Origin of the sequence: Moraxella sp. VT-16-12, assembly GCF_002224245.2 — a bacterium.
Lineage (GTDB): Bacteria > Pseudomonadota > Gammaproteobacteria > Pseudomonadales > Moraxellaceae > Moraxella.
Genome location: NZ_NKHK02000054.1, coordinates 1 through 371, shown reverse-complemented (window position 1 = coordinate 371; position 371 = coordinate 1). Strand labels below are relative to the sequence as shown.

Sequence of the window (371 nt, the reverse complement as noted above, 5' to 3'; positions counted from 1 at the left end):
GATTAAGTCTTTCGGGAATCCAGGGAAAACTGCATACAACGATCCGATTACAAAGCCTATTATCAAAGCAAATGTCATTGTAGGGTGTTGATGTAGACAATATTGAATTAATCGACTTGAAATCATAAAACCAGTTACAATACCGAAACCTACTATTAATATGATAGGTAATGCATTTAAATTAAAATGAAGTAGTTCAGAAATAGCATACATTAGCGTCCCATATACTCCGAAGACAAGTAACATAAATGATCCAGAAATGCCTGGTAATAACATAGCACTTGAAGCGAAAACACCTGCGATAAAATATTTAATGATAAGACTGAAAGATAAAGTAAGTGTTTCACCTGAATGCTTGTCTCCATGATTAA

General features: G+C 33.4%; 1 protein-coding gene. It reads right to left on the bottom strand.

Annotated features, from left to right (window positions below):
• Positions 1 to 371, bottom strand: a 371-nt coding sequence (locus CEW93_RS10725) for an undecaprenyl phosphate translocase family protein (RefSeq protein WP_146416682.1), incomplete at both ends; no start/stop codon positions are given.